This window comes from Flavobacterium jumunjinense, from assembly GCF_021650975.2.
In the GTDB taxonomy this organism is placed as follows: domain Bacteria; phylum Bacteroidota; class Bacteroidia; order Flavobacteriales; family Flavobacteriaceae; genus Flavobacterium; species Flavobacterium jumunjinense.
The window spans coordinates 3,062,489-3,085,093 of record NZ_CP091285.1 but is presented as its reverse complement, the minus strand read 5'-3'; the positions used below and the strand labels follow the sequence as shown (position 1 = coordinate 3,085,093).

The 22,605-nt window shown below is 30.7% G+C and carries 24 protein-coding genes and 1 pseudogene; 18 read left to right on the top strand and 7 right to left on the bottom strand.

The genetic code is table 11. The features are described 5' to 3' along the window. Nucleotides 1-2 precede the first annotated feature (2 nt). From ftsH to L2Z92_RS13855, 7 genes are all read left to right on the top strand, one after another. Entirely contained in the window at nucleotides 3-1,928 is a 1,926-nt protein-coding gene (ftsH, locus tag L2Z92_RS13885; RefSeq protein ID WP_236454565.1) for an ATP-dependent zinc metalloprotease FtsH, read from the top strand. Nucleotides 1,929-2,033: 105 nt separating this feature from the next. Beyond that, nucleotides 2,034-2,636: a lactate utilization protein gene (locus L2Z92_RS13880; RefSeq protein ID WP_236454562.1), complete on the top strand. Its 603-nt coding sequence runs from the start codon at nucleotides 2,034-2,036 to the stop codon at nucleotides 2,634-2,636. A gap of 1 nt (nucleotide 2,637) precedes the next feature. Beyond that, the gene (locus L2Z92_RS13875; RefSeq protein ID WP_236454558.1) at nucleotides 2,638-3,450 is read left to right on the top strand and encodes a phosphatidate cytidylyltransferase; all 813 of its coding nucleotides are present in this window, start codon (nucleotides 2,638-2,640) and stop codon (nucleotides 3,448-3,450) included. Continuing rightward, nucleotides 3,440-4,090, top strand: coding sequence for a phosphatidylserine decarboxylase family protein (locus L2Z92_RS13870; protein ID WP_236454555.1), 651 nt, complete (start codon nucleotides 3,440-3,442; stop codon nucleotides 4,088-4,090). The genes L2Z92_RS13875 and L2Z92_RS13870 overlap by 11 nt, the downstream gene beginning before the upstream one ends. Further along, on the top strand, nucleotides 4,091-4,369 hold the full coding sequence (locus tag L2Z92_RS13865) for an acyl-CoA-binding protein (RefSeq protein WP_236454552.1): 279 nt from the start codon (nucleotides 4,091-4,093) through the stop codon (nucleotides 4,367-4,369). Then, nucleotides 4,366-5,139, top strand: coding sequence for a superoxide dismutase (locus tag L2Z92_RS13860; protein WP_236454549.1), 774 nt, complete (start codon nucleotides 4,366-4,368; stop codon nucleotides 5,137-5,139). The genes L2Z92_RS13865 and L2Z92_RS13860 overlap by 4 nt, the downstream gene beginning before the upstream one ends. A 15-nt stretch (nucleotides 5,140-5,154) precedes the next feature. Continuing rightward, a complete protein-coding gene (locus L2Z92_RS13855) occupies nucleotides 5,155-5,730 on the top strand; it encodes a uracil-DNA glycosylase family protein (protein WP_236454547.1) in 576 nt (191 codons plus the stop codon). 49 nt (nucleotides 5,731-5,779) lie between these two features. Here the strand turns inward: L2Z92_RS13855 and rocD are convergent, their stop codons facing one another. Continuing rightward, nucleotides 5,780-7,024, bottom strand: coding sequence for an ornithine--oxo-acid transaminase (gene rocD / locus L2Z92_RS13850; protein ID WP_236454544.1), 1,245 nt, complete (start codon nucleotides 7,022-7,024; stop codon nucleotides 5,780-5,782). A 165-nt stretch (nucleotides 7,025-7,189) separates the two neighbouring features. Here rocD and L2Z92_RS13845 point away from each other — a divergent pair, with 165 nt between their 5' ends. Further along, nucleotides 7,190-7,933 (top strand): PA14 domain-containing protein, encoded by a 744-nt coding sequence (locus tag L2Z92_RS13845; RefSeq protein WP_236454542.1) that lies wholly within the window; start codon nucleotides 7,190-7,192, stop codon nucleotides 7,931-7,933. A gap of 60 nt (nucleotides 7,934-7,993) precedes the next feature. On the opposite strand, the gene L2Z92_RS13840 is transcribed toward L2Z92_RS13845, so the two are convergent. Then, nucleotides 7,994-8,536, bottom strand: coding sequence for a DUF1697 domain-containing protein (locus L2Z92_RS13840; protein ID WP_236458865.1), 543 nt, complete (start codon nucleotides 8,534-8,536; stop codon nucleotides 7,994-7,996). Between the two features lie 58 nt (nucleotides 8,537-8,594). After that, entirely contained in the window at nucleotides 8,595-9,440 is an 846-nt protein-coding gene (locus tag L2Z92_RS13835; RefSeq protein WP_236454539.1) for a hypothetical protein, read from the bottom strand. 179 nt (nucleotides 9,441-9,619) lie between these two features. Between L2Z92_RS13835 and L2Z92_RS13830 the strand changes: the two genes are divergently transcribed. Beyond that, on the top strand, nucleotides 9,620-11,962 hold the full coding sequence (locus L2Z92_RS13830) for a T9SS sorting signal type C domain-containing protein (protein ID WP_236454537.1): 2,343 nt from the start codon (nucleotides 9,620-9,622) through the stop codon (nucleotides 11,960-11,962). A 90-nt stretch (nucleotides 11,963-12,052) separates the two neighbouring features. Here L2Z92_RS13830 and tnpA read toward each other — a convergent pair. Continuing rightward, nucleotides 12,053-12,514 (bottom strand): annotated as a pseudogene (tnpA, locus tag L2Z92_RS13825) (IS200/IS605 family transposase). A gap of 903 nt (nucleotides 12,515-13,417) precedes the next feature. Between tnpA and rlmD the strand changes: the two are divergent. The 3 genes from rlmD to L2Z92_RS13810 all read left to right on the top strand — a co-directional run bounded on the left by rlmD (nucleotide 13,418) and on the right by L2Z92_RS13810 (nucleotide 16,112). After that, entirely contained in the window at nucleotides 13,418-14,830 is a 1,413-nt protein-coding gene (gene rlmD / locus L2Z92_RS13820) for a 23S rRNA (uracil(1939)-C(5))-methyltransferase RlmD (protein ID WP_236454534.1), read from the top strand. 72 nt (nucleotides 14,831-14,902) lie between these two features. Beyond that, nucleotides 14,903-15,418: a DUF6452 family protein gene (locus L2Z92_RS13815; protein ID WP_236454530.1), complete on the top strand. Its 516-nt coding sequence runs from the start codon at nucleotides 14,903-14,905 to the stop codon at nucleotides 15,416-15,418. Beyond that, entirely contained in the window at nucleotides 15,390-16,112 is a 723-nt protein-coding gene (locus L2Z92_RS13810) for a DUF6048 family protein (RefSeq protein ID WP_236454527.1), read from the top strand. The genes L2Z92_RS13815 and L2Z92_RS13810 overlap by 29 nt, the downstream gene beginning before the upstream one ends. 162 nt (nucleotides 16,113-16,274) lie before the next feature. Here the strand turns inward: L2Z92_RS13810 and L2Z92_RS13805 are convergent, their stop codons facing one another. The 3 genes from L2Z92_RS13805 to L2Z92_RS13795 form a co-directional block, all read right to left on the bottom strand. Then, nucleotides 16,275-16,907, bottom strand: a complete 633-nt coding sequence (locus tag L2Z92_RS13805; RefSeq protein WP_236454525.1) for a hypothetical protein — start codon at nucleotides 16,905-16,907, stop codon at nucleotides 16,275-16,277. 148 nt (nucleotides 16,908-17,055) lie between these two features. Continuing rightward, nucleotides 17,056-17,289: a hypothetical protein gene (locus tag L2Z92_RS13800; RefSeq protein WP_236454522.1), complete on the bottom strand. Its 234-nt coding sequence runs from the start codon at nucleotides 17,287-17,289 to the stop codon at nucleotides 17,056-17,058. 12 nt (nucleotides 17,290-17,301) lie between these two features. Next, complete coding sequence (locus L2Z92_RS13795) at nucleotides 17,302-18,468, bottom strand: THUMP domain-containing class I SAM-dependent RNA methyltransferase (protein ID WP_236454519.1); 1,167 nt, start codon at nucleotides 18,466-18,468, stop codon at nucleotides 17,302-17,304. A 143-nt stretch (nucleotides 18,469-18,611) separates the two neighbouring features. Between L2Z92_RS13795 and L2Z92_RS13790 the strand changes: the two genes are divergently transcribed. Genes L2Z92_RS13790 through L2Z92_RS13765 form a run of 6 tightly spaced genes read left to right on the top strand, consistent with a single transcriptional unit; the run spans nucleotide 18,612 to nucleotide 22,604 of the window. After that, nucleotides 18,612-19,355, top strand: coding sequence for an SAM-dependent methyltransferase (locus L2Z92_RS13790; protein ID WP_236454516.1), 744 nt, complete (start codon nucleotides 18,612-18,614; stop codon nucleotides 19,353-19,355). Beyond that, complete coding sequence (locus L2Z92_RS13785; protein ID WP_236454513.1) at nucleotides 19,355-20,065, top strand: ZIP family metal transporter; 711 nt, start codon at nucleotides 19,355-19,357, stop codon at nucleotides 20,063-20,065. The genes L2Z92_RS13790 and L2Z92_RS13785 overlap by 1 nt, the downstream gene beginning before the upstream one ends. Nucleotides 20,066-20,074: 9 nt before the next feature. Further along, nucleotides 20,075-20,569: a hypothetical protein gene (locus L2Z92_RS13780; RefSeq protein WP_236454510.1), complete on the top strand. Its 495-nt coding sequence runs from the start codon at nucleotides 20,075-20,077 to the stop codon at nucleotides 20,567-20,569. Nucleotides 20,570-20,619: 50 nt separating this feature from the next. Further along, on the top strand, nucleotides 20,620-21,429 hold the full coding sequence (murQ, locus tag L2Z92_RS13775) for an N-acetylmuramic acid 6-phosphate etherase (RefSeq protein WP_236454507.1): 810 nt from the start codon (nucleotides 20,620-20,622) through the stop codon (nucleotides 21,427-21,429). A 12-nt stretch (nucleotides 21,430-21,441) separates the two neighbouring features. Continuing rightward, nucleotides 21,442-21,906, top strand: a complete 465-nt coding sequence (locus L2Z92_RS13770) for a hypothetical protein (protein WP_236454503.1) — start codon at nucleotides 21,442-21,444, stop codon at nucleotides 21,904-21,906. Nucleotides 21,907-21,908: 2 nt separating this feature from the next. Next, nucleotides 21,909-22,604 carry a hypothetical protein gene (locus tag L2Z92_RS13765; protein WP_236454500.1) on the top strand — a complete coding sequence of 232 codons (696 nt, stop codon included), beginning with the start codon at nucleotides 21,909-21,911 and terminating at the stop codon, nucleotides 22,602-22,604. Nucleotide 22,605 lies beyond the last annotated feature (1 nt).

Sequence of the window (22,605 nt, the reverse complement as noted above, 5' to 3'; positions counted from 1 at the left end):
TTATGTCTGAAAATAAAAATCCAAAATTCAAAATAAGCCCTTGGTTAATATATGGGCTTATTGTTGGAGTATTGTTATTAATAAATGTTTTTGGCAATGGAATTGATTTAAGCAACCCAAAACCAACCACCTTATCTAAATTTCATGAATTTTTAGATTCAAATCAGGTAGATAAAGTTCTTTTTTCTAATACTAAAGCACAAATATTCCTTAAAAAGGAAGCTTTAGGTAACAAAGAACACAATAAAGCCAAAGACAATATGCTTGGGAAACTTAATGAAAAAGGACCCCATTATTATTTTGAAATTGGTAACTTAGAATTGTTTCAAAAAACACTAGAAGAAGCGAGAGAGAAGAAACTTATAGAGGATTATGCAAAAGAACCAGAAAGCAACTGGGGCGAATTATTTTCTATTTTACTTCCTATCATTGTCATTGTTGCATTATGGTTTTTCATGATGAAAAGAATGTCTGGTGGTTCTGGCGGTGGTGGTCAAATTTTTAACATTGGAAAATCTAAAGCTAAATTATTTGATGAAAAGAATGATGTAAAAATCACTTTTGAAAACGTAGCAGGACTTGAAGGAGCAAAAGAAGAAATCGAAGAAATTGTAGAGTTCTTAAAAAATCCAGAAAAATATACTTCTATTGGTGGTAAAATTCCAAAAGGAGCCTTATTAGTTGGACCTCCAGGAACTGGTAAAACCTTATTAGCAAAAGCTGTAGCTGGAGAAGCAAAAGTTCCTTTTTTCTCATTATCTGGTTCAGATTTTGTTGAAATGTTTGTAGGTGTAGGAGCTTCAAGAGTAAGAGATTTATTTAAACAAGCTAAAGAAAAATCTCCAGCAATTATTTTTATTGATGAGATTGATGCTGTAGGTAGAGCACGTGGAAAAAGCAACATGTCTGGTGGAAATGACGAAAGAGAAAACACTCTTAATCAATTACTAACAGAGATGGACGGTTTCGGAACAAACACTAACGTAATAGTCTTAGCTGCAACCAATAGAGCTGATGTTTTAGATAAAGCGTTAATGAGAGCAGGACGTTTTGACAGACAAATTTATGTTGATCTTCCAGATGTTAGAGAACGTAAAGAAATTTTCGAAGTACATCTTAAGCCAATTAAAAAAGAAGAAGAATTAGATACAGAATTCTTAGCAAAACAAACTCCTGGTTTCTCTGGAGCAGATATTGCTAATGTTTGTAATGAAGCAGCTTTAATTGCTGCTAGAAAAAACAAAAAAGCGGTTAACAAACAAGATTTCTTAGATGCTGTAGACAGAATTGTTGGTGGTTTAGAGAAGAAAAATAAAATTGTTACTCCAGAAGAAAAAAGAGCAATTGCAATACATGAAGCAGGTCATGCAACTGTAAGTTGGATGCTTGAACATGCTGCACCACTAGTTAAAGTAACCATTGTTCCTAGAGGACAAAGCTTAGGAGCTGCTTGGTATTTACCAGAAGAACGTTTAATTGTTCATCCAGAGCAAATGCTTGACGAAATGTGTGCTACAATGGGTGGTAGAGCTGCAGAAAAAGTGATTTTTGATAGAATTTCAACTGGTGCCTTAAGTGATTTAGAAAAAGTAACGAAACAAGCAAGAGCTATGGTTACTATTTATGGATTGAATGATAAAATAGGAAACATTACTTATTATGATTCTTCAGGACAAAGTGAATATAATTTTTCAAAACCGTATTCTGAAGACACCGCAAGAGTTATTGATTCTGAAATTTCTAAATTAATAGAAGGACAGTACAAAAGAGCGATTGATTTATTAGAAGACAACAAGGATAAATTAATTCAACTTGCTGATATACTTATAGAAAAAGAAGTGATTTTTAAAGATGATTTAGAAACTATCTTTGGGAATAGACCTCATGAAAAACTAATTGAAACTAGTTCAGAAGGAGCGTCAGAATAAAACTTCTACTACTAATGATAAAAAACTTAGTTCTTTACTATAAAGAACTAAGTTTTTTTTTATCTTTGAAGTCGCGCTAATAACAATGATACCTACAAAATTTAAATGAATTTTTTCAAAAAAATTTTTGGAAACATAGGAAACTCCTCTAAGGAAAACAAGGATATGGATAGTCCGTATGCTCCAGATATTAATCTACCAATAGATGAAATGTTTACGCATTCATTCAAGAAAAATGGTGGTAAATTTATCTATTGTGAAAACCTAAATGAAGTTTCTGAGAATTTTCTAAATATTTTAGAAGAAAATGATTGGTTTGAATGTCAGGCATTATGTCATGAATCTCAATTATTCCATCTTCTTGATGAAAACAAATTAGATTATAAGAATGACCCAAAAAAACCGGTTTTTTATTTTTCTACTTGCGAAAACTTAATTGCAGATGAAGGTTCGATACTTTTTTCTTCAAAACAGTTTAGACATTTAAAACCAAACGATTTACCAACAAATATGATTGTGCTTGCAACAACAAGTCAGTTAGTTGGTAACAAAGGAGACGGTTTAAGAATGATTAAAAATAAATATGACAAAGAATATCCATCCAATATTACTACCATAAAATACTTCGAAAAAGCAAAAGAAGAAGACTTTTTACAGTATGGAAGTTGTCATAAAAACCTATATTTGCTTTTATTTGAAGATCTCTAAGATGAACGAAACTTTAAAAAGAGCATTATCTGGTGCTGTTTATATATTTTTATTATTAGCAAGCATTTTATACTCAAAAGAGAGCTTTGCAATTCTTTTCGGTACTTTTTTACTTATTGGTGTGTATGAATTTTGCAAATTAGCATCATTAAACTACTATATTTCATTACCTATTTCTGCCGTACTATATTATTTCCTTTGGGATAAAACCTTAATTAGTACTTCTACTTGGACAATCCTTTCTGTTTTTTCTATACTAATTTCTCTAAAACTATTATTTTATCTTTTCGATAATAAAAAAACAGATTTCAAAATCTACACAAGATATATTATCCTGATAGGTTATATTATTATTCCTTTCCTTCTAACAAACCATATTTGCATTGGAAAAGGAAATAAATACAATGAAAAAATTTTAATTACCATATTGGTGCTAATTTGGACAAACGATACTTTCGCTTATTTAGTGGGGAAAAACTTCGGAAAGCATAAATTATTCCCAAGGGTTTCTCCCAAAAAAACAATAGAGGGTTTTATTGGCGGTATAATTTTTACTGTTATTTTTAGTGCATTATTATCAAAGTATTATATTGGCACAAAAAATTTATACATTTGGGCAATTATTGCAATAATAATTAGTATTTTTAGTACTCTTGGAGATCTAATAGAGTCAAAGTTAAAAAGAGTTGCTGGAATAAAAGATACTGGAAGCATTATGCCTGGTCATGGTGGAATTCTAGATCGATTAGACAGTATTATATTTGTAGTTCCATTCATTAATTTGTTTTATTTAATTTTATATTATGTTTCATAAAGAAGGTGCAAAAATCATTTTTATTACGCTTATAATTGTTGTAGGTTTAATTTTCATTAGCGATGCTTTTATTTCTACCAATTGGATAAAGAGCGCTATAATCATTTTAGCAATTGCGTTGCTATTTTTAGTATTACAATTTTTCAGAAACCCAAAAAGAGTTGCAGACAATAGCGACAATCATATTCTTGCTCCTGTTGATGGAAAAGTAGTTGTTATTGAGGAGGTTTATGAGCCAGAATATTTTAAAGAAAAAAGATTAATGGTTTCAATCTTTATGTCTCCAATAAATGTACACGTTACACGCTATCCAGTTAATGGAGTTGTTAAATATAGTAAATACCATCCTGGAAAATACTTAGTTGCATGGCATCCAAAAGCTAGTGAAGAGAATGAACGTACAACTATTGTTATAAACAATAGAATTTACGGAGAAATTATGTATCGTCAAATTGCTGGAGCATTAGCAAGAAGAATTGTTAACTATGCAGAAGAAGGAATGCGCGTAGTTCAGGGTAAAGATGCTGGTTTTATTAAGTTTGGTTCAAGAGTAGACATTTATTTACCATTAGGAACTGAAGTAAATGTGAAATTAGGAGAAAAAGCAATTGGTGCAAAAACAATCATTTCTAAGAAATAAATGAGTAAAAAGGATATAGACATATTATTTGAAGAAGCTTTTGAGAATGCTAATATTGTTCCTCAAGACACTGTTCCACAAGACACACAACTTGTCCTATATGGATTATACAAGCAAGCTACTAGCGGAAACACAAATCTCTATTTTCAAAACCCTCAGGATTTAAGAAATGCTTTTAAGCTAAATGCTTGGATGCAAGTTAAAAACTTATCAATTGATGAAGCTAAAAAACAATATATAGACATCATTAATCAACTTATGAAAGAAAGAGGTCTATGAAAAAAAGCTACTTAATTCTATTTTTTATTTTCTCATTATTTTCGTGTAAAAACGAGAGTAATTTAGTCGAAGTCCAACTTCCTGAACCAGAAATAAAAACATCTACCACTTTTGGCAATCCAAATAATGTTAAAACAATTGGTGGTCATTTTAGATTATTTAAAATTAATTATCCATACGATGCATTAGAGTCTGCGATAGATGGAGAAACAATGGAAATCCATTATTCAAAGTTTTATTTAAATTACACTAATTCTTTAAATAGTTTTGTTGAAACAAATACAGAGTGGAAAGATAAAACAATTCAAGAAATTTTATTGAAAGTGGGTGATAAAGAAGTAGATTTAAAAAACAATGCAGGAGGCTATTTTAATCATTCTCTTTATTTTGAAATTCTGACTCCAAAAGGAGCTAAGAAACCTACAGAAAATTTAGCAAAAGCGATCAACGAAGACTTTGTTTCATTTGCAATATTTAAGAATAAATTTATTAACGAAGCTAATAAACATAATGGTTCTGGTTGGGTTTGGTTAGTTGTTACAAAAAATGGGCAATTAGAAATTACAACTTCGAACAATGAAAACAATCCATTAATGTATGATGCAACAATAAAAGGAACACCAATATTGTGTTTGGATTTATGGGAGCATTCATATTACTTAAAGCATAAAAACAATAAAAAAGCATATATTGAAGCCGTATTTGAACTAATAAACTGGTCTTTGGTTTCAAAAAAATACAATAATTTATCTACAATTAATCCGCAATAGCGGATTTTTTTTTATATGAAAAAGTTATTAAACGAAATATCAAACTGTACAGTTTGCAAAGACTTTCTTCCTCTTGGACCAAATCCAATAGTACGCGCAAGCAAAACTGCAAAAATCCTTATTATTGGACAAGCACCAGGAACAAAAGTGCACAAAACCAATATTCCTTGGAATGACCCTAGTGGTAATCAATTACGAAAATGGTTAAATATCTCTGATATTACATTTTATGATACTACAAAAATAGCTATTGTCCCTATGGGGTTTTGCTATCCTGGAAAAGGAAAAACAGGTGATTTACCACCTAGAAAAGAATGTGCCGAACTTTGGCATGATAAATTACTCTCAAAAATGCCCAATTTAGAACTAATCCTTCTCATTGGACAATATGCACAAAAACATTATTTAAAAGAAGAAAATAAAATCACTTTAACAGAAACTGTAAGTAATTTTAAAGCCTACTTACCTAAATACTTTCCTTTACCACATCCATCACCTAGAAATCGTTTTTGGTTACAAAAAAATGAATGGTTTGAAGAGCACGTAATTCCGATTTTACAGCAAAAAATTGATAAAATACTATCCAAATAAAAAAGTCCAACCTAACGATTGGACTTTTCTAATTTATATATAAAAAACATTATTTTTCAAATGTTTTCAATGTTTCAGTAATAATACGAACGCAATCTAATAATTGTTCTTCATTAATTACTAATGGTGGTGCAAAACGAATAATATTTCCGTGAGTTGGTTTTGCTAACAATCCGTTATCACGCAAAGCCATACAGATATTCCAAGCTGTTTCACTTTCTTCATCATCATTAATCACAATAGCGTTTAGCAATCCTTTTCCTCTAACTAAAGAACAAATTTTACTACTTTGAATATATTTATCCAATTCTAAACGGAATAATTGTCCTAAAGTTTCAGCATTTTCTGCTAATTTCTCTTCTTTAACAACTTCTAAAGCAGCAACCGCAACGGCAGCAGCAATTGGATTACCTCCAAATGTTGAACCATGCTGACCTGGTTTAATTACTCCCATAACTGCATCACTCGCTAAAACTGCAGAAACTGGATATACTCCACCAGATAACGCTTTCCCTAATATTAAAACATCAGGTTTTACATTTTCATGATTTACAGCCAATAACTGTCCTGTTCTTGCTACACCTGTTTGAACTTCATCTGCAATAAACAATACGTTATTTGCTTCACAAAGTGCTTTTGCTTTTGTTAAATATCCATCAGTTGGAACATAAACTCCAGCTTCTCCTTGAATTGGTTCAACAAGGAAACCAGCAATGTTTTTAGACGATGTAATTACTTTTTCTAAAGCTTCAATATCGTCATAAGGTATTTTTATAAAACCAGCTGTGTAAGGTCCGAAATTCTTACGTGCATTTTCGTCATTCGAAAAAGAAATAATGGTAGTTGTTCTTCCATGAAAATTATTCTCACAAACAATTATTTGTGCTTCATTTTCACTGATTCCTTTTTTTTCATACGCCCATTTTCTACAAATTTTCAAAGCCGTCTCTACTGCTTCTGCACCTGTATTCATTGGTAGTACTTTATCAAAACCGAAAAACTCAGTTATGTATTTTTCATAAGCACCTAGTTTGTCATTGTAAAATGCTCTAGATGTTAATGTTAATGTTTTTGCTTGCTCCACCATTGCACCAATAATTTTTGGATGACAATGACCTTGATTTACTGCTGAATATGCAGAAAGAAAATCATAATATTTTTTCCCTTCAACATCCCAAACAAAGACACCTTCCCCTTTACTTAATACAACTGGTAGTGGATGATAATTGTGTGCACCGAATTTGTCTTCTAGCGCAATAGCTTCTGCCGAGCTCATTTTTTCTAAAACTGACATGATAAATTTATTAGATTATTAAATCTTCAATTCCTTCTTTAATTAGGAGAGAAATCATCCTCAAGTCTTCAAAAATAACAATAATTATCCTTTTAATTAAATATTCTTAAGGTTTTCTAGCTTAATTTTTTAATTTTGCACACTTAAAATTTTACTGCCAAAATAATGAGAAACCTACTATTAACCTCTTTCCTACTTATAGGAATGAATTTCTATGCCCAAGTTGGAATTAAAACAACAACTCCTCAAGCTCAATTAGACATAACTTCTACAAATAGCGGAATATTAATCCCAAGAGTTGATCTAACTTCGTTACTTATTGAATTACCTATTACTAACCCTCAAAGTGGTCATTTAGAAGAAAGCACAATGGTTTATCACAAAGGAACCAACGGAATTGAAGCTGGATATTACTACTGGGACGGAACAAAATGGCAAGGAATTGCAAAAAAAGAAGAAAAAACACAAGGCTTGCAATACTATGTTTTTTCAGGAAGTGGAGCAACACCCACCACCGAAAGAACAACGATAAACAATACACTTGTTACATCTGGAATTTGGACAGGTGCATTGAATGACGCTGCACAAAACACGATTCAATCTGGAGATAATTTCTTTATTTTATTTACTGGTACGCTTGAAGTTGAAAGATCTGGAATGTATCAGGTTCAATCTATTTCAGATGATGGAGCTAGAGTAATTGTAGACAATATTCCTGTTTTAAATAGATGGGTAGATCAAGGAACGACTACTTTTGACGGTGCTTCTTTTTTCTTAGCTAAAGGAAAACATAAATTCGAATTTTGGTACTATGAAAATTCAGGAAGCGATTTTATGCAATTCAACTGGTTACAAAATACAAGCGGAAGTGTTGGAGTAATTAATGCCAATTCTTTTATTATTGAATAATATAATTAAGTATAAAAAAAGGAGTTTTTTTTAAAAAAAATACTCCTTTTTTTATTGCTTTTATTCAGCATACATTTCTAATAATTTTGTAATAGTATTCCAATTTCGAATGGTTGCTGTAACACTTAATTTCTTTTCAATATATTTTTGATCGAACTTAGTCTTCCCTGCTCCTACTGCATATTTAATAAATATTCTATTACTGTCTATTTGTGCATCATCGGGCTTTACTTGACTCATTTTCAAATCATTTATTGCTGTTGAAGCTAACTCTTTAGATATAAATGCAACATATAATTTCTTAGTATCGCATCCTTCCGATTTCAAAAATAAATTATTTGTAAAACAAGCTTCTAAATCTTCTTTTTTTAATACAATTACAGGAACTTCATGTCCGAATGTTTTAAAAATCTCTTGCTTAATTTGGAATCCAACAGAAGCAGCATTTTCTTCTTCTGTATCAACAAATACATTTCCCGTTTGAATATATGTACGAACATTTTTAAATCCGATATTTTCTAATGCTTTTTTCAAAGCATCCATTTTCATCATATTATGTCCTGAAACGTTTATACCTCTTAAAAGTGCTAAATGAGTTTTCATTCCTTTTTCTTTATTTAAAATAGATTCCAAAAATACAATTTTAAATCAAGTATAAATATTATTTCAACACCTTCTCTTCTTCATTAAGCATAAAAAAAAGTAGTAAAGGTCCTAAACCATGACACAAACGGACAATAGTTTCAAAACCATATTGGTGTAAAGTTTGCAAAGGAAAATCCATCGAAAAATTAGCAACAATTCGAGCCAATGCTGTAAGAAGTCCCCAGAAAATAGCATACATAACAACTATTTTCATTACTTTATCGACAAACAATAAAGGCAAGATTAATACATCTATTGCACCTGCAATCCATAAAAAAGTACGCGCTACTTCTTCAGAAACTCCAAAAATTGAAATTGTCATGTCTATAAAATTACCAGGAACAGGATAAAATCCAAATGCATATAATCCATGAGATAAAAATGTAATAGCAATTAAAATTTTTAAAATCAATATTGCCTTTTCTTTAACATAAGAACTAGAATAAGCATATAACAATAATAAAGGCAAACCCAATTGTAACGAATGCTCAAAATATTGACCAATTTGAAAAAAAGACTCTTTGGTAAAAAGAAAAACAACAACAAATTGCCAAAAAATAATACACTTTATAAATCTTTTACTTCCTTTTTTTGATACTTCGTCTAGCTGTAATACCAAAATAGCAGCAATTAAATACAAAACACCTATTCCCTTAATTACCACTTGAATTTTAGTATCAACTGCAGTGTCATTTACAAAAGCACTCCATTGTATATCAAAAATACACAAGAGCGGGCTCATTATGCTCTCATACCAAAGGATTGCTCTATATGGAACATCCCAAAAAATATGTTGATAGGCTCTTCCTATAAAAATAGTAAACACCGATATCTTAAGTAAAAAAATACTTTTAGACTTCATATAACTTTATTTTGAAATGCAATAATACAATTTTTATAATTTCCTAAATGTTAACTCATTACCCCTTATATGTTAAAAAATTACAATGAATATTCCTAAATTGTTAATTCTTAAAAAACGATAAACAACTAACAAAGAATACTGATAAATTTACACCGAAAACAAAAAAAATAAACAAAATGAAAAAAACACTATTCTTTCTTTTGTTACTCACTTACCTATCAGTATTTAGTAACAACGACAAGTATAGAATCATTCTTTTGGATGATCCAAGTACAACAATTACAATTGCATGGAATCAAATTTCAGGAAGTAGTCCAACTGTCTATTATGGAACAACCGATTATGGAACGAATTGGAATTCTTACCCAAATAGCAAAACGGTAAGTAGAAGCGTTTCTTATAGAGGGATGAACAACAACTTCGCCAGAGTTAATGGTTTAACAGCAAATACTACCTATTACTTTGTTATTAAAGATAGCCAAGGCACAAGCCAACGCTTTTGGTTTAAAACTGCTCCGAATGATTTGAGTCGTCTTTCATTTATTGCAGGTGGAGATTCTAGAAACAATAGAGCTCCTAGACAAAAAGCAAACAAATTAGTAGCAAAATTAAAACCACATGCGGTTTTCTTTGGAGGAGATATGACATCGAGTGATAATGATTCACAATGGCAAGAATGGTTTGACGATTGGCAATTGACAACAGCTTCCGATGGAAGAATGTTTCCTATTATTCCCGTTAGAGGGAACCATGAAGGAGCTTCAACTATTTATAATTTATTCGACACACCCAATTCTGATTCTTATTATGCTGTAACATTTGGAGCAAATCTAGTTAGAATGTATTCTTTAAATTCAGAAATTTCAGTAACAGGAAACCAAAATACATGGTTAAATACTGATTTACAAGCCAATACTAATGTAATTTGGAAAGGAGCTCAATACCACAAACCTATGCGCCCACACAATGCATCAAAATCTGAAGGAACACACGTTTATAACGCTTGGGCAGAAACTTTCTACAACAATCAAGTAAGAATGGTTATAGACTGCGATTCACATACCGTAAAATCAACTTGGCCATTAAAACCCTCTACACAACCAGGAAGCGATGAAGGTTTTATTAGAGACGACACAAACGGAACCGTATATTTAGGTGAAGGTTGTTGGGGAGCACCTTTACGCTCTAACAATGATGACAAATCTTGGACAAGAAATTCTGGTTCATTCAATCAATTTAAATTAATCTTTATCGATCAAAATAAGATTGAAGCAAGAACAATTAAAGTAGACAATGCTGATAGTGTTGGATCTGTTTCAAATACAAATCCATTTATTCTACCAACCAATTTAGATGTTTGGACACCTAGTAATGGAGCTGTAGTAGAAATTTTTAAAAATACATCAGAACCAGCACCACAAATTCAATTAGCTAATATTACTAACGGACAATGTTATGACAATGGAAGTAACATCAATATTGCTGTAAATATCCTAGAAAATGGAGGAGGAATCGAAAATGCAAAATTATACATTAATGGCACTTTTGTAAGTACCGATACTGCTGCTCCTTTCGCTTTTAATTATAGTTTCTCATCTGGTATTCAAACAATAAACGTTGTTGCAACAGACGTTAACGGACGAACTGCTTCAACAGAACGTTATATTTTCGTAGAACAATTTACAAAAACAGAAACCTTTACAATTTTAACTGGAGATGACGATGTAGAAGAAGCACAAGATGGACGGTTATATACCGATAGTTCTGACCTAGAAATGGTTTATGATAGTTATAACAATTTGCAATATCAAACCATTGGTTTACGCTTTGGGAACATTAAAATACCTCATGGAGCAACCATTAATAATGCTTATATTCAATTCACATCCGACGAAACAAACACAGCTTCCTGTCAATTACAAATTGCAATTGAAAATACCGACGATGCGGCTGAATATATTGAAGCACTATCTTATGGAGTAAGTTCTAGAAATTACAACACTAATCTCGTAAATTGGTCACCAAACGCATGGTCATCAACCAATCAGAGTAGTACAAGTCAGCAAACACCATCTTTAGTTAATTTAGTTCAAAGTATTATCAATAAATCAACTTGGCAAAACGGAAATGCTATGGCCTTTAGAATTAAAGGAACTGGAGTTAGTTTAACCAATACTTCTTCCAAAAGGGTAGCCGATTCTTTTGAAGGTGGTACAGATAAATCTGCAAAATTAATTATCAATTATACCTATTCGTGTAACAATGCACTTTATAAAGATGAATTTGTTGCAACGCCACAATTAAAGGTTACAACAAACAACAATACTATCGCTGTTTCTTATTTAGAAAATATTAAAAGCATAGAGATCTATGATATTACAGGAAAGCTTTTAGCTAGAGAAGAAGATTTAAATCAAACATCAGTAAGTATTACTTCAATTCAAAAGAATAATCAATTATTACTAATTAAAACAATAACACAAAACGGAATTATTGTGTCAAGCAAAGTCGTTTTCTAATCGTTTTATCTCTCTTTTTATCCAAAAACCCGATAGATACCATAATGGACTATCGGGTTTTGCTTTTATAATTTCTAAAAAAAAGATATCCTAAATTAAATCTTTAAAAATGTAACTTTCATTATATTCAATTTCAAACACTTTTAAAAACTTCAGATATTCTTCTTTAAATGTTTCTTTTTTATGATGTTCCTCCTGATTTTTAATATAGTTAATTACCTTATCTACGTGAGATTTAGAGTAAGAGAATGCCCCATAACCACTTTGCCATTCAAATTTTATCTTTAAAAATTTCTTATCGTTTATCCATTTAGAAGAGCTTGCTTTTATGTCTTGTAATAAATCAGAAATAGACTGCGATGGTCGCATACCTATAAAAATATGAATATGATCTTCCGTCCCGTTTATTGCCAATACTTTATGCTCTTGGTTTTGAATAATTCCAGTTATGTATTGATACAATTCATTTTTAAAAGAGGGCAAAATACAGGCTTGTCTTTATTTTACAGCAAAAACAAACTGTAAATGAATTTGTGTATAGGTGTTTGCCATTTGTTATTGTTTTTATGATACTAAAATAATCTAATTACTTGTACTATTTCAACAAGAATTGAATTTTATTAGAAAATATCATCACCCCTATCTCATCCCTAAAGGGATTGTTTAATTAATGGATTAAAAAAGCTACCGATATAATATCCCTAAAGGGATTACAATAAGCTAAACATACGATAATAGGTTTACTTAACAATATTATAGCTAATTCATATAGGAACGATAAAAATCCGTTAGGGACGAAATATAGATAACTATAATATACACATAAGATAATAAATCCTGTAAGGATGCAATATTGGTAACAATAATACAACCACAAAAAAAACAATCCCGTTAGGAATGCAATATTGGTAACAATAATACAACCGCAAGAAAAAACAATCCCGTAAGGATGCAATATTGGTAACTATAATACAACCACGAAAAAACAATCTCGTTAGATATGTAATATAGGTAACGAAAATCTCTCCACTCAATTTCTACGGTAATTCTCATTTTACTTACACGGGACAAGTTTTTGAAACCTGCCCAGTGTAAGTCGCCCGTTTTAATTATGATTATTACTTAATTATAAGTCGAAATCGATTCGATTGAAACAAAACTTAATTTATATTAAACCTAATTAGATTCGGTTAAAACCTAATTTAATTCATAATAAGTAGAATTCGATTGAATTAAATCCAAATCGAATTACTATTAAATCGAATTTGATTCGGTTGAAGTAAAATTTAATTAGTAATAAGCAAAACTCAATTTGCATTAAACCGAACTCGATTATGAATAAGCAAAACACGATTAATAGCAAACAAGCAAGCCTTTGAAGAAAAAACTTTAGAAAAACGATATTTTTTTCTTAAACTATATCTATAAATCTAATCAATACTTTATTTTTGCGCTATGGGAAGAAAGAAAACAGAAAGAATCGTATTCGAAAACGTAAAAGTCCTTGATGCTGGAGCAAAAGGCGTATCGGTAGCAAAAGCACCTGATGGTAAGGTGATTTTCATTCCAAATGTAGTACCCGGAGATGTGGTAGATGTGCAAACAATGAAGAAGAGAAAGGCCTACTACGAAGGAAAAGCTACTACTATTCATGAATTTTCTACAGATCGTGTAGAAGTGGTGTGCGATCATTTTGGAGCTTGTGGTGGTTGCAAATGGCAAAACATGCACTACGACAAGCAATTATTTTATAAAAATCAAGAAGTTTATAACAATCTGAAAAGAATTGGTAAAATAGAAATGCCCGATTTTGAACCTATTTTGGGTTCTGAAAAACAATTCTTCTACCGTAATAAAATGGAATTTGGTTTCTCCAATGCGCGTTGGATGACGGATGAAGAGATTAAAAGTGGTGTAGAATTCGAACATAAAAACGCTTTAGGATTTCATATTCCTAGAATGTGGGACAAAATTCTAGACATCGAGAAATGTCATTTACAACAAGATCCTTCGAATGCTATTCGTAATGAAGTGAAGAAATTTGCTGTCGAAAATGGATTAGAATTCTTTAATCCTCGAGCGCATGAAGGTTTGTTGCGAACTTTAATGATTCGTACTGCTTCTACTGGAGAAATCATGGTATTGATTCAGTTTTTTAAAGAAGAAAAAGAGCAAAGAGAATTATTACTAAATTTCCTTGCAGAACGTTTCCCTGAAATTACTTCTTTATTGTATGTTATTAATGGAAAACCAAACGATACTATTTATGACCAAGATGTGAAACTCTTTAAAGGAAGAGAATATATTTTGGAAGAAATGGAAGGTTTGCATTTTAGTATTAATGCCAAATCGTTCTACCAAACCAATTCGGAACAAGCGTATGAACTGTACAAAATTACACGTGAGTTTGCAGGATTAACAGGGGAAGAATTAGTATACGATTTATATACAGGAACAGGAACCATTGCTCAGTTTGTATCGAAACAAGCTAAAAAAGTAATTGGTGTAGAAGCTGTTCCAGAAGCAATTGCTGATGCAAAAGAGAACGCAGTACGCAATAACATTACAAATTGTGAATTCTTTGTTGGAGACATGAAAAATGTTTTTAATGATGATTTTATTAAAACACACGGTCATCCAGACGTAATTATTACCGATCCTCCAAGAGATGGTATGCATAAAGACGTTGTGGCCCAAATTATAAAAATTGCACCTAATAGAGTAGTTTATGTAAGTTGTAACTCGGCAACACAAGCGAGAGACTTAGCCTTACTAGACGAAATGTATAAAGTAATACGTGTGCGTCCTGTAGATATGTTTCCGCAAACGCATCACGTAGAAAATGTTGTACTTTTGGAAAAACGATAAAGTGATAGACTTGTTGAAGAAGAAAGTAACAATTTTTCTTCAACAAGTACTGACTTAAAAAAATAGTATAAAATGAAAAAATATAGCATCATTGCTTTAATGGTTCTTTTTGCGGTTTCTTTTTGGAACTGTGAAAAAGACGATTTATGTGCAGAAACTACACCTACTACTCCACGTGTTGTAATTCAGTTTTATAACAATGTAGCACCTACAGAACTTAAACCAGTTACAGATTTGGTTATTAAAGAGTTTGGAACAGATAACAAACTAGTTTCTAATGAAGCTGCTACAGATGACGCACGCTATTTATTCAATACAAGCACTGTTTCAGTTCCTTTACGAACAGATGCTTTCGAAACAAAATTTAATTTTATTCTTAATAATGGTGGTACAGGTGAAGCAACAGATGTATTGACTTTTACTTATACAAAAAAAGATACTTATATTTCTAGAGCTTGTGGTTATAAAACTACTTTTGAGATTACAAACCCTACAACTATTAGTACTACAAACTGGATTCAAAGTGTAACGGTAGAAAACGTAAAAATTGAAAACGAAGATGAAACACATATTAAAATATACTTTTAGTCTTGTACTATTCTTGTTTTCATGGCAAGGATTTTCTCAGGATAGTTTAAGCACAAAAAAGCCTTTATATCCTGAACGTTATGGTTTGCGTGTTGGCATCGATCTACATCGATTGACGAAATCGTTCTATGACAAGAATTATCAAGGTTTAGAAGTTGTTGGAGATTATCGACTAACTAAGAAATATTATATTGCAGGAGAATTAGGGAACGAAGAAAAAACTGTTAATGACGATAGAGTGAATTTTACGACTAAGGGAACTTATTTTAAAGTAGGTTTTGACTATAATTCGTATGAAAATTGGCTCGACATGGAAAATATTGTTCACATTGGACTTCGCTACGGATTGAGTTCTTTTAGTCAGAATTTGAATTCGTATAAAATTTATGATGCAACAAATTTCTATGGTGAAAATGTTGTTTTTCCTAATGAAAAATTTGATGGATTAAATGCAGGTTGGATTGAAGTTGTTGGTGGTGTTAAAGCAAAACTTTTCAATAATTTATTTTTAGGTTTTTCTTTGCGCTTGAATTATTTAGTTTCTCAGAAGAAACCAGAAACATTCGACAATCTTTATATTCCTGGTTTTAACAGAACCTATGATGGAAAATTTGGAGCTGGTTTTAATTATGCATTGAGTTATTTTATTCCAATCTATAAAAAGAATAAAGAGAAGAGTCAAATAAAAAAATAGACGAATCTAATATCTAAAAAACCGCTTTAAAAAATATTTTAAAGCGGTTTTTGTATGTACTAAAATATATGAAAAAGGAAGCCGACTAAGAATCCAACCCAAACAACCAATAATTTTTATGAAAACAAAATAAATCCTTAGGTCAGCCTTTCCTTAATCATATTATAACATAACGTCTACATTTCCTATTATAGACATTGTATTTCCTGTTTCGTTATTTTCTCCATCCACATTGAATGAAAAAATGAACTGTAAATTTTGTGTACTCTTATTATAATGATAACTTGAAATTTCAAAATTTGTGACGCCTTCCTTTTCTGAATTCGTATTGAACGATTCATTCAGGAAAAAGTATTTCTTTTCTTTATCAACAACAGCAAACTCATTAATATTCACTCTTTCTAATAGTATCTTTTCTGTTGCCAAATCTGCATCAATCACCTTTAGTCGGAATGAAACATTAGAGTCTTGCTTGTTATCTCCTGGAATTCCTAAAAAACGTAAAGCATAAAAGCTTAAATCATTTCCTTCTTTTTTTATTACGTTCTGGTTTTTTAAATCATTTTCCTCAATAGTTGTGAATTGAAATAATGATGTATAAGCAAATTGAATATTATCTGTGTTTTCTCCTGCAATTGTTAGCGAAATTGATCCGTATTTAGAATAATCGGATTGAGAAACCTTATTTAACTTTCCATCGTCAATTGTGAAACTCAATAATAAAAAAATACTAAAACACACCATTATTGCCATTACTAAACAAAAAACTATAATCGTTATTCTCTTTGAAACCATATCTTTATTTTTAACACTACAAATTTCGATTTCTAATCAGAAATAAAAATCATCATTTATAGTGATTTTATGACATAACTGTAATTATTTAGCATAAAAAAAGTCTTAACGACTACATTAAGACTTTTTTTATAGTTATTTTCAACTATTACTTCACTTCTTTAATTCCTTTAACAAAAATCCATTTCATGAATATCTTTTCATCTTCACTTGTTTTCACATATTGAAATTTTGGTCCAAGTACTAATGAAATTACAAATGCAAAAATAGATACTATAACACTTTCGGAATTAACTATTAATTTTACTATAAATAGCGCAGGAATATAGATGGCAACAAAGCTTAAAAAATTATATAGAAATGCTTTCGTCTTTTTACTCATGATATTTTCGTTTTAATCGTTATCTTCTGTTTGAAATTTTGTTCGCTTACTTCCAGCATACATTTCATATTTAGCGAAACGTGCTTCTAGTTTACCATTAAACAATTTAATTTTTCTACTTGGTCTCAATCCAACAAATTTTAATGCTTCTAAATTTGCTGTAATAAACCATGCATTTGTGTTTGGATATTTTTGTTTCATAGTATCTCCAATTTCTCTATAAAAACGTTCCATTTCAATATCCAAACGCTCCCCATAAGGTGGATTGAAAACCATGTGTAATGGTCCGTCTGTCATTTTTTCGCTTTCGAAGAAATTCGCTTGACGAATAGTTATATATTCATCTAAATTCGCATTGTGAATATTGTCTTTTGCTTTTGAAACAGCACTAGGTGCTTTATCATATCCTGTAATAGTATAATGAAACTCTCTTGTTTTCTTTAATAACGATTCTAAAACCTTATCAAACAATTCACTGTCCCAATCTTGCCATTTTTCAAAAGCAAACTCTTTTCGGTTTATATTAGCAGGTATATTACACGCAATCATTGCTGCTTCTGCTAAAATAGTTCCACTACCACACATTGGATCTATAAAATGACTAGTTCCGTCCCAACCAGAAAGCAACAACATTCCTGCTGCTAAAACTTCATTAATTGGTGCAATGTTAGTCGCTGTTTTATACCCTCTACGGTGTAATGATTCTCCTGAACTGTCTAAAGAAACAGTTACTAAATCTCTATCAATATGTACATGAATACGTAAATCAGGAAAATCTTTATCGATATTTGGTCGTTTTCCAGTTTTATCTCTAAATTGATCTACAATGGCATCTTTTGTTTTTAAAGCAACAAACTGACTATGATTGAAGTGCTCAGAGTGTAACGTAGTTTCTACAACAAACGTTTTATATTCATTTAAATATTGAGACCAGTCTATTTTTTGAATACCATCATACAAACTATTATCATTAAATGCTTTAAAGGTTTTTATTGGTTTTAATATTTTTAAAGCGGTTCTTAATGCTAAGTTTGCTTTGTACATAAACCCTTTATCTCCTATAAAATTAACAACACGTGTACCCTGCTCTACATTTTGAGCACCTAATTGGGTTAATTCTTTTGCTAAAAGCTCTTCAAAACCAAATAAGGTTTTGGCTACCATTTTATAATTTTCCATCTCTTACTTTTAATATCAACTACAAATTCACTTTGTATATTCCTTAAAAAAACGCTAAAATTAGAAATCTATCTTTCCAAAAATTAGAATTAAAGTGCAAAAATACACTAAATTTGCAAGATTAATTAGTGAGAAAAAGAATAATGATAGAAAATACAGAATCTACATCAAATAAATGGTTTGCATCTTGGTTTGATACTCCATATTACCATATTTTATACAAGGATAGAGATTATACTGAAGCGCAACACTTCATGGACAGTTTAACTGGTTATTTAAATTTACCTGAAGAAGCGAGAATTTTAGACTTAGCTTGTGGGAAAGGAAGACACTCTATCTATCTAAATTCTTTAGGCTATAATGTTACTGGTGCAGATTTATCTGAAAACAGTATTGCGGAAGCTTCTGAATTTTCTAATGAGACTTTAGGTTTTAAAGTACATGATATGCGTGAAGTTTGTGAAAATAAATATGATGCTATTTTTAACCTTTTTACAAGTTTTGGTTACTTTGATGATGATGCCGACAACTTGAAAACCTTGAAAGCAATTCATAGTAGTCTTAATGAAACAGGTTTTGCATGTATCGATTTTATGAATGTTGATTATGTAATTGATAATCTTGTTCCCGAAGAAATTAAAACTGTTGAGAACATCGATTTTCATATTAAAAGATATGTAAAGGAGAATCATATTTATAAAGAAATTAAATTTAATGCCGATGGTGAAGATTTCCATTTCACTGAAAAAGTTCAGGCACTTCGCTTGGCAGATTTTGAAAAAATGATGGAAGAAGCAGGTATTTATTTATTAGATATTTTTGGTAATTATAAATTGCAAAAATTCTTCAAAAGCCAGTCGGAAAGATTAATCATGATATTTAAATAATGAATTACAGTATTTATATTTTTCCATTAATTTCAGTTTTAATTGGTTATTTTATTGCGCTCTATTTACGTCCGAAAAGCAAAAAAAACTTAAAACTTTTATTAGCCTTTAGTGGTGCTTTCTTATTGTCTTTAACTGTGATGCATTTATTGCCCGAAGTATATGAAGCAGGATTACATCATCAGGAAGGTCATCATCATAACCATAATAATGCCATTGGAATATTTATTATGATTGGAATAGTATTTCAAATCATTTTGGAATATTTTTCTAAAGGTGCAGAACATGGGCACGTTCATGGACATCAAACCATGGAACAAATTCCTTGGTTACTCTTTTTTAGTTTGTGTTTGCATGCATTATTAGAAGGGATGCCTATTAGTAATCATAATCATCTTGCCTACGGAATTGCTATTCATCACTTTCCAATTGCAATTATTTTGACTACTTTTTTCATCAATGCACAGTTGAATAAAAAAGCCATTTTTTTCTTTATGATAATTTTTGCTTTCATGACACCTCTTGGAACATTCTTAGCGGATAATCTTCATTTCTTAGCCGATTATTATACACAAATATCTGGAATTGTTATTGGTATTTTATTCCATATTTCATCTACTATAATTTTCGAAAGTAGTGAAGGGCATAAATTCAATTTAGCGAAATTATCAGTTATTGTATTAGGAATTATTTTGGCTTATTTTATGTAAATGACAACAATGATTAGACTCCTAAAAATATTTACAATTGGTATTTTACTAAGTTCTTGTTCTAGAATGGCTACAAGAACAATTGATTATAGTATTATATTAGACAAGAACACTACTTTTTGTATAGCAAATGATGAAGATAAAATTGGTACCATTCGAAATTTGAAACAATTATTTGAAGAGGAAGGGTTTCATATAGTTCCGTTTGAATATGCTTCTAAAGCGATGAAAAACAGAACAATTAATAGTAAAAGTGAAATTAATCGCGATATAGAAAAAGCTTTTAATATAAAAAACATAGACGCAGTTTATTCAATTATTCTAGATTATAGATATTCTAAAGATATTACTGGCTTAACATATGAAAGTTTCAAATATGATATTGTTAGCTTAAACACAGGTAAAACAGTGGTTTGGGGTTATTCATATACATCAAAAACAGAATCTGGAAAAAGAACTTTAAAAACTTTAGTAAAGGAAATTAAAAAAAAATTAAAAAAATAAATTAAACGAAATCTTTGTAACTTAGCTACTCTGATTCGAAAAGCATAAAAATGAGTTTTACTAAAACAACAGAACAAGCGTCCAAATATGAGCATTTAGAACAGATGTCGGTTGCAGATTTATTAAAAAATATTAATAATGAAGACAAAACTGTACCACTTGCTGTAGAAAAAACATTACCACAAATTGAACATTTAGTTACAGAAATTGTTACTAAAATGAAAAAAGGAGGACGACTTTTTTATATTGGAGCTGGAACTTCTGGACGATTAGGAATTGTTGATGCATCCGAATGTCCGCCTACTTTTGGTGTGTCTTTCGATTTGGTTTTAGGTATTATTGCAGGTGGTGATACTGCCATTCGTAGAGCCGTTGAAAATGCTGAAGATGACACTACGCAAGCTTGGGAAGATTTGAAAGCACATAGCATAACTCCAAATGATGTAGTTGTTGGAATTGCGGCTTCTGGAACAACTCCTTATGTTATTAGTGGCTTAGAAAGATGCAACGAAAACGGAATTAGTACTGGTTGTATTACATGTAATGCAGGTAGCCCGTTAGCAAAAACAGCTCAGTTTCCTATTGAAGTGGTGGTTGGGCCTGAATTTGTTACAGGTAGTAGCAGAATGAAAGCTGGTACGGCTCAAAAGTTAATCCTTAACATGATTTCTACAACAGCTATGATTCAATTAGGAAAAGTGAAAGGAAACAAAATGGTCGATATGCAACTGAGTAACGATAAATTAGTGGACAGAGGTATAAAAATGATCATGGACGAAATTCCTGTAGATTATAAGCAAGCTGGAGAATTATTAAAACAATATGGCAGCGTTCGAAATGCTGTTGACAACTATAAATAAAAAACAGAAACAATGAAAAAAATACTTTTACTATTAAGTTTATCCATCACAAGTTTGGTTTTTTCGCAACAAATTGAGTTAAGAGACAAAAAGTTTTATATTGATGGTGAGCACATTTATAAACATAAAATTACAGAAACCTTAGCTGCAAACCCAGAAGCACTACAACTTTATAAAAAGTCGAAACGCAAAGAATCTATTGGAGGTTTACTTCTTGGTGCTGGTGCTGGATTGATCATTGGTGATGTTGTTAAGGGCTTAGTTTCTGATGTTGATTATCCTTCTGGTTTTACTTATGTGGGTGCAGGATTAATTGCGGTTTCTATTCCTATACTTTCTGGACGTACAAAAATTTTAAACAAAAGTATTGATACTTATAATGATAGTGTTAAAGGAAATAGTCCAACATTGGGTTATAATTTTGATCTGAAAGTGATTACCAACCAGAATGGTATTGGTTTCAATATGACTTTCTAACATTGAGAAAGAAAATAAAATATAGTAACAATAGCGTAACAGTAGTAATTACTTTCATTACAGTATTCTTTGTTTGTTGTTATTTTTTATTTTCTAACAAAACATTTAAATATTGCGATACTGAAAATTATCTGTTAGGCATTCATGATTCGTTACCAAGTATTTCAATTAATTACAATCAGTTTCGCAATGAGTTATTGGAGGAAATTTCTATAAAGTTAAAAAAAGAAACTTGTTGTGAAATTAATGAGTTTCAATTGCAACTAGAAAACAATGAGACAATAAATGTGAAACTTCATAATGAATGTGAAAGTTGTCAAGTATATATTAATGATCGATTTTATTATCGTATTTTATTGACCAAAGACAATCAATTGCTCTTTCAAGATAGGCCAATCGCTTTAGACTCATTGTCTTTAAATATTTATGATTGTTTAAAAAATGAAGATTTAATTGACAGCGTAAATTTTATGTTTTATTGGGACAAACCCAGTCAAAAAAAAGCTATTGAAAAAGTGTTTTTAAACATCAAAAAAGGGTACCAATTGTATTATGAAGAAGTTGGGCAACAAAGATTTGGCAAATCATTGTGCAAACTTAGCAAAACTGAATTCAAAGCAATAAAAAGAGAGCGATCTAACATATATCTTGGCGTAGGTGAAAGAAAATCTCTACCTCCTCCACCAAAAAACAATTAAA

Coding starts and splice junctions, on each gene's coding strand:
- murQ (WP_236454507.1), top strand. CDS start 20,620: ATGAGTTTTACTAAAACAACAGAACAAGCGTCCAAATATGAGCATTTA.
- L2Z92_RS13785 (WP_236454513.1), top strand. CDS start 19,355: ATGAATTACAGTATTTATATTTTTCCATTAATTTCAGTTTTAATTGGT.
- rlmD (WP_236454534.1), top strand. CDS start 13,418: ATGGGAAGAAAGAAAACAGAAAGAATCGTATTCGAAAACGTAAAAGTC.
- L2Z92_RS13835 (WP_236454539.1), bottom strand. CDS start 9,440: ATGAAGTCTAAAAGTATTTTTTTACTTAAGATATCGGTGTTTACTATT.
- L2Z92_RS13800 (WP_236454522.1), bottom strand. CDS start 17,289: ATGAGTAAAAAGACGAAAGCATTTCTATATAATTTTTTAAGCTTTGTT.
- L2Z92_RS13795 (WP_236454519.1), bottom strand. CDS start 18,468: ATGGAAAATTATAAAATGGTAGCCAAAACCTTATTTGGTTTTGAAGAG.
- L2Z92_RS13880 (WP_236454562.1), top strand. CDS start 2,034: ATGAATTTTTTCAAAAAAATTTTTGGAAACATAGGAAACTCCTCTAAG.
- L2Z92_RS13830 (WP_236454537.1), top strand. CDS start 9,620: ATGAAAAAAACACTATTCTTTCTTTTGTTACTCACTTACCTATCAGTA.
- L2Z92_RS13805 (WP_236454525.1), bottom strand. CDS start 16,907: ATGGTTTCAAAGAGAATAACGATTATAGTTTTTTGTTTAGTAATGGCA.
- L2Z92_RS13855 (WP_236454547.1), top strand. CDS start 5,155: ATGAAAAAGTTATTAAACGAAATATCAAACTGTACAGTTTGCAAAGAC.
- L2Z92_RS13870 (WP_236454555.1), top strand. CDS start 3,440: ATGTTTCATAAAGAAGGTGCAAAAATCATTTTTATTACGCTTATAATT.
- L2Z92_RS13875 (WP_236454558.1), top strand. CDS start 2,638: ATGAACGAAACTTTAAAAAGAGCATTATCTGGTGCTGTTTATATATTT.
- L2Z92_RS13815 (WP_236454530.1), top strand. CDS start 14,903: ATGAAAAAATATAGCATCATTGCTTTAATGGTTCTTTTTGCGGTTTCT.
- L2Z92_RS13790 (WP_236454516.1), top strand. CDS start 18,612: ATGATAGAAAATACAGAATCTACATCAAATAAATGGTTTGCATCTTGG.
- L2Z92_RS13860 (WP_236454549.1), top strand. CDS start 4,366: ATGAAAAAAAGCTACTTAATTCTATTTTTTATTTTCTCATTATTTTCG.
- rocD (WP_236454544.1), bottom strand. CDS start 7,024: ATGTCAGTTTTAGAAAAAATGAGCTCGGCAGAAGCTATTGCGCTAGAA.
- L2Z92_RS13845 (WP_236454542.1), top strand. CDS start 7,190: ATGAGAAACCTACTATTAACCTCTTTCCTACTTATAGGAATGAATTTC.
- L2Z92_RS13810 (WP_236454527.1), top strand. CDS start 15,390: ATGAAACACATATTAAAATATACTTTTAGTCTTGTACTATTCTTGTTT.
- ftsH (WP_236454565.1), top strand. CDS start 3: ATGTCTGAAAATAAAAATCCAAAATTCAAAATAAGCCCTTGGTTAATA.
- L2Z92_RS13770 (WP_236454503.1), top strand. CDS start 21,442: ATGAAAAAAATACTTTTACTATTAAGTTTATCCATCACAAGTTTGGTT.
- L2Z92_RS13780 (WP_236454510.1), top strand. CDS start 20,075: ATGATTAGACTCCTAAAAATATTTACAATTGGTATTTTACTAAGTTCT.
- L2Z92_RS13840 (WP_236458865.1), bottom strand. CDS start 8,536: ATGAAAACTCATTTAGCACTTTTAAGAGGTATAAACGTTTCAGGACAT.
- L2Z92_RS13865 (WP_236454552.1), top strand. CDS start 4,091: ATGAGTAAAAAGGATATAGACATATTATTTGAAGAAGCTTTTGAGAAT.